This window comes from bacterium (assembly GCA_040755795.1).
Taxonomy (GTDB): domain Bacteria; phylum UBA9089; class CG2-30-40-21; order CG2-30-40-21; family SBAY01; genus JBFLXS01.
Genome location: JBFLXS010000489.1, coordinates 1 through 2,728, shown reverse-complemented (window position 1 = coordinate 2,728; position 2,728 = coordinate 1). Strand labels below are relative to the sequence as shown.

The 2,728-nt window shown below is 37.7% G+C and carries 2 protein-coding genes; both read right to left on the bottom strand.

Annotation, left to right across the window (positions count from 1 at the left end; translation table 11 throughout):
- A partial coding sequence (gene eno, locus AB1414_18775) for a phosphopyruvate hydratase (protein ID MEW6609458.1) occupies positions 1–468 on the bottom strand: 468 nt, incomplete at its 3' end.
- Positions 469–840: 372 nt separating this feature from the next.
- A complete protein-coding gene (locus AB1414_18770; protein MEW6609457.1) occupies positions 841–2,280 on the bottom strand; it encodes an IS1380 family transposase in 1,440 nt (479 codons plus the stop codon).
- Positions 2,281–2,728 lie beyond the last annotated feature (448 nt).

Below are 2,728 nucleotides of genomic sequence, written 5' to 3'. Positions count from 1 at the left end.
AGCATGTTTGCCACCATTCAAGATATTCAACATAGGCACGGGTAATGTTTTAGCCTGGACACCACCTAAATATTGATAAAGAGGCAATTCTACGGCTAAAGCGGCGGCTTTAGCTACGGCTAAAGAAGTTCCCAAAATGGCATTAGCCCCGAGTTTTTCCTTATTTTCAGTCCCATCTAAGTCTATCATTATCTGGTCAATCAATGCCTGGCAGGTGGCATCTTCACCTTCTAACTCAGGGGCAATAATGTCATTAACCGCATCCACGGCCTTTAGTACCCCTTTCCCTAAATACCTTTCTTTGTCGCCATCCCTTAATTCTAACGCCTCATAAGTTCCAGTAGATGCACCGGAAGGCACTGCGGCTCTGCCAATTTCTCCACACTCTAACTCTACCTCCACTTCAACCGTGGGATTACCACGCGAGTCTAAAATCTCTCTTGCCCAAATGTCTATAATTTGTGTCATAAGATTACCTCCTATTGGTCTGTTATCTCTTAATGGATAGACAAAATTTTCGTAACATTTCAGACTATGTAAAAACTCTTACAATATTATAACATTTGTGGTATAATATTGCAAGGAAAATTTACTATCTATCCAAAGTATTTTTTTCTCTACGCATAGTGAATTTAATACCTGAAATCGGCAAGTAGTTGAGTAAAAAGGGGGGAGTGGGGTAAAAAAGAAGGCTATTTTGACAAATTGGGGAGAGAATTAAGGAAAAGATGAAGGGAATTAGATAACAGATAGGATTAAGATGGGAGTGAGTCATAATTTGGGCACAATACGAGTGTATCTGAAATTCTTTGAAAAGTGGATATGGTTAAATTGCTGTAGTTAACATCGAACCGGGGTAAAGCCATTAGCTACAAAATAGAAGAAGGCATCAAGATTTGTTTTGATTATCTCAATGATAGACTCAAGAAGTTTATTGGCGGCGAGTTTAATTCGATGGAATCTACCCTTGCCGAGGATATTGCCAGGGATATTGATGATTTGTCTGCGGATGGTTTTAATCTCACAGTTTTTCTTATCTTCAGGCAACAACGCCTGTCTATACCAATTCATAAGGTTGTAGGCGATAACTTTAATGAGCATAAAGGCGTGATTGCGAGTTTTAAGATGCTGGGAGGCCTCTTCTACAGCAAAACCATCTTTAATTTCATCTATCTTGTTTTCGACATTAGCCCTATCATCATAGAAGTTCATAATCTCAACTGGGTCACCTTCCATATTGGTAACCACAGCTTCGTAGCGATAGAAGTCTTTAATGGGCAGGAAAAGTTGATTTGTCTCTTTGTCTATTTTGACTCTACGGATGACAAATTTTCTTGGTTTTTTCCATGTTTTAAGCAGGAATTCTTTACTGGTAATACTGGTGTATTCGTCAATTTCCTTCCAGGCTTTTTCAGGAATGGAGGTAATTAGTTTTCTAATATTTTCTTTTAGAGGAGCTTTACAGACAGATTCTAAATATAACTCTTCAAATTTGATGAGGTTATCTTCATCAAAGAAGCCTTTATCTAATCTAAGTTTTGTGGCCACATAATTGGGAGGTAACAGGTCGAGGCAAGTTTGAAAGAAAGGAAGGAAATCACCATTACTATGAACTTTGCCTGAATAAAGATTAAAATGGAGTAATTCATTAGATGAACCAATAAAACAGACCTTAACTTTAAAGGAAGGTCGACCATGATACCGAGGATTATAACCAACTTCGCCACCTTCTTGATGCCCATGAAGGGTGACAACAGAATCATCAAAATCAAGGGTGACATAGGTAGGACCTGACCACTTTGATTTAAGGTGGTTTAACTTTTTATTGATATTGATAAGTTCCTGGATATGCGTTGGTTGAAAGTCAGAGAGAAGATCACGAAAGACCTTTTCTGATGGGAAAGATGAGATTTGTTTAAGGTCAAGATAACCAGGGTCAAAGCGTCCAGTTTCCGTATGTTCAAAACGGGGTAATCCCAGACAGCAACAATCAATCAGATGTTCTAATGTTTGAGGTGCAGAATAAAGGCTGTTAATGGGTTTAGAAAGCGTGAAGTTGTTTTTAATGATACCTGTTGTTAGATCAATAGCTTGTTTAAAGGTCTCTATGGTATGGAAGTTACCAAATTGGGTGACTGTATCATTATCGAATTCAACCTGGAGATTAACATGTCTGAGTTTGCGAGCCAATTTTCGTTTTCTTTTCTCCAGAGCGATAATTTCTGGTCGTCGTTGTTGACGAGGACGGGTATCTATTTGAGGGGTTAAAGAAGTAATCATAATTGGTCTCCTTTTTATGTTAACTTTAGTAATGTTAATTACTTACCTAAAGTATAGCATAGAAGGAGGCCAATGTCAATCATTTTTGTTAAAAAATCTACAGATTTTTTAACAGATTAACTACTGATATATCAAGGGGTTAATGCTATTCTGGTGAGCCTACTTGCCGATTGCAGGTAATAAGTTACGGAATTTCAGGCAGTATCCTCAATTTTTCCAACAAAAGTTTGTAAGTGCTTGTAAATTAGAAACTTACAAAAGAATCTGCTTCATTTGGTTAAAGTGTTACAAAATTTTTCGACCTGTGAAATAGGAATATTTGTAACCGTTCAGGGCTATACATTAGAAGTGTAAACAAGGAGAAATGGAGAAAAGGGAGAATTGGAGAAATGACTCAAACTTTTTCTTGCTCCACCCTTCGGACATCAATCCTGGTGTCGTGCTGAGT

Bases quoted from the DNA above. Each gene is read 5' to 3' on its own strand.
- AB1414_18770 (MEW6609457.1), bottom strand. From the start codon at position 2,280: ATGATTACTTCTTTAACCCCTCAAATAGATACCCGTCCTCGTCAACAA.